Origin of the sequence: Kocuria tytonicola, assembly GCF_003687455.1 — a bacterium.
Lineage (GTDB): Bacteria > Actinomycetota > Actinomycetes > Actinomycetales > Micrococcaceae > Kocuria > Kocuria tytonicola.
Genome location: NZ_PHOA01000164.1, coordinates 1 through 2,679 on the forward strand (window position 1 = coordinate 1; position 2,679 = coordinate 2,679).

Consider the following 2,679-nt stretch of genomic DNA (forward strand, 5'->3'; position numbering starts at 1 on the left):
CCCCGGCACCCGCCGCGGCACGCCCCCGGAAGCACGCACGTCCACGTGCCGCACCGGGATCCCCACCCCGGCACGTGCGGTCCACCCACGCCGTGCGCGCTGTGACCGCCCTCAGTCTAGATTCGCGGCGGAGCCGGAAATGCCGCCACCCGCATCTTCCCTGCCCCTTCTTTGGCGGACACCCCCACCGTGGCACCCCCGGAGTTCGGCACGGCGAACCCCACGCCCTCCCCGGAGCGCACGTGGGGGGGTCCCCGTCGGCCGCGCGACTAGGATGGGCGCAGCACCCGCAACGGCCTCTGTCCCGCGCGGGCTCCGACGTACCGGCACCGATCCAGAAGGAGCACCATGTCCGTCAACGCATCCACCACCATCAAGGCACCGCTGGACACCGTCCTGAGGACCTTCGTGGACGAGGCGTTCGTGCGCCACGTCAGCGAGCTCGCCGGGGCGCAGTTCGAGTCCTTCGAGGTGAACGGGGACACTTCCACCGCGTTCACCGCCACGACCGTGCGCACCATGGGTGCGGACAAGCTCCCGGACGCCGTCAAGAAGGTGGTCAAGAACGGTGTGAAGCTCACCCAGGTGGACACCTACGACGCCCCCGCCGCGGACGGCTCCCGCTCCGTGCGCACCGAGATCAAGGCCGGTGGGCTGCCCGTGGGCGCCACCGCCACCCAGCAGCTCAAGGCCCTGGGCGAGCAGGAGACCTCCGTGGACGTCTCCGGTGAGGTGCAGGCCAGCATCCCGCTGGTGGGCAAGAAGATCGCCGCCGCCGCCGAGCCGTACATCGGCAAGGCCCTGACCCTGCAGGCCCGCCAGGCCGAGGCCTGGATCTCCTCGCACTGAGCCACCCTGCACGGCGCGCGACGGCCGGGCGGCACCCGTGCCGCCCGGCCGTCGCGCACTCGACACGACAGACGCGGTCCACCCGAGGCCCGCGCGTTGGGAGACATTCGACTTGAGCACGGACACGCAGACGTCCTCCGAATCCGGCGGACCCATCACCAACTTCCTCCGCCGGGACACCACCGGCGGCCTCCTCCTGCTGATCGCCATGGTGCTGGCCCTCGTGGTGGCCAACTCCCCCTGGAGCGACGTCTACTTCGGGCTGCGTGACGCCGAGGTGGGCCCGGGCGGTGTGGCCGGACTGCAGCACACCGTGGGCCACTGGGCGTCGGACGGGCTGCTCGCGGTGTTCTTCTTCCTGACCGGCCTGGAGCTCAAGGCCGAGTTCGTGGACGGGGAGCTGCACAACATCCGCAAGGCGATCCTGCCCGTGGTGGCCGCCGCCGGGGGTGTCGTGGCCCCCGCGCTGATCTTCCTGGGGATCAACCTCGCCTCGGGCGGCGAACCCACTGCGCTGCACGGGTGGGCCATTCCCACCGCCACGGACATCGCGTTCGCCGTGTCCGTGCTCGCCGTGGTGGGCTCCTCCTTGCCCGTCGCCATGCGCACGTTCCTGCTGACCCTGGCGGTGGTGGACGATCTCATCGCCATCGCGATCATCGCCTTCGTCTACACCGAGAGCGTCAGGTTCCCGTTCCTGCTGGGCGCCGCCGTGCTGCTCGCGCTCTTCTGGTTCCTCACGCACAAGTACATGGGCTGGTTCATGGCCCGGCACTGGGCGGCGTGGGTCATCCTGCTGCCCATCGGCGTGGTCACCTGGTGGCTCGTGTACGAGTCCGGCATCCACGCGACCATTGCCGGCGTGCTGCTGGGGTTCATGGTGCCCGTGCTGAAGCAGAAGCCGCGGATCATCCGGCAGGAGGACCCGCGCATGGGCCTCGCGCCCGCCCTGGAGCACCGCTTCCGGCCGCTGTCCAACGGGCTCGTGATCCCCGTGTTCGCGTTCTTCTCCGCGGGCGTGGCCGTGGGCGGCTGGGAGGGCATCACCTCCGCCGCCACGGACCCCGTGGCCCTGGGCATCGTGGCGGGCCTGCTGCTGGGCAAGCCCATCGGCATCTTCGGCGCCGCGTGGCTCATGGACCGCTTCACGTCCGCCGAGAAGGACAGGGACTACACGTGGTTCGACATGCTCGGCATGACCGTGGTGGCGGGCATCGGGTTCACGGTGTCCCTGCTGGTCGCCGAGCTGAGCTTCGGTGAGGGCAGCCCCCACAGCGACCACGCCAAGGTGGGCATCCTCTGCGGCTCGCTGCTCGCGGCCGTCATCGGCGGCTGCCTGATCGCGCCGCGCAACGCCAAGTACAAGGCCATGCGCGCCGCCGGGCACGACCCGGACACGCTCGACTGACCGGACGACGACGCCGCGCACGTGCACAGTGCCCTCTCCCGACGGGAGGGGGCACTGCTCGTCTCCGTGCGGCGTCGTCCGTGCGCCGGACGGCCGACCGCGGCCCGTAGGTCTCGTGGCCGCGCTCGGCGGAGCGGCGGCGCGCGCCCGATCAGGCGGGGTTGCGCGCGTGGACGTGCTGCTGGGTGGCGGTGAGGCCCTGCTCAGCGAGCATCTCCACGGCGTCGGCGGCGTCCGAGACCAGCAGCGGCAGCTCCTTGGCCTCGGCACCGGAGAACCGCTTGAGCACGTAGTCCGCGGCGTCCATGCGTCCGGGCGGGCGGCCCACTCCCACGCGCACGCGGACGTAGTCCTTGCCCTTCATGGCCTTCGAGATGTCCCGCAGGCCGTTGTGCCCGCCCTCACCGCCCCCGCGCTTGAGC

At 71.3% G+C, this 2,679-nt stretch carries 2 protein-coding genes and 1 pseudogene; 2 read left to right on the plus strand and 1 reads right to left on the minus strand.

The window, feature by feature from the left end; all coding sequences use genetic code 11:
* Positions 1-348: 348 nt before the first annotated feature.
* Positions 349-849 carry a DUF2505 domain-containing protein gene (locus tag CWC38_RS11455; protein WP_121846842.1) on the plus strand — a complete coding sequence of 167 codons (501 nt, stop codon included), beginning with the start codon at positions 349-351 and terminating at the stop codon, positions 847-849.
* 112 nt (positions 850-961) lie between these two features.
* The gene (gene nhaA / locus CWC38_RS11460; RefSeq protein ID WP_121846843.1) at positions 962-2,257 is read left to right on the plus strand and encodes a Na+/H+ antiporter NhaA; all 1,296 of its coding nucleotides are present in this window, start codon (positions 962-964) and stop codon (positions 2,255-2,257) included.
* Positions 2,258-2,408: 151 nt separating this feature from the next.
* Here the strand turns inward: nhaA and CWC38_RS11465 are convergent.
* Positions 2,409-2,679, minus strand: a pseudogene (locus CWC38_RS11465) (aminoacyl-tRNA hydrolase); the annotation flags it as partial.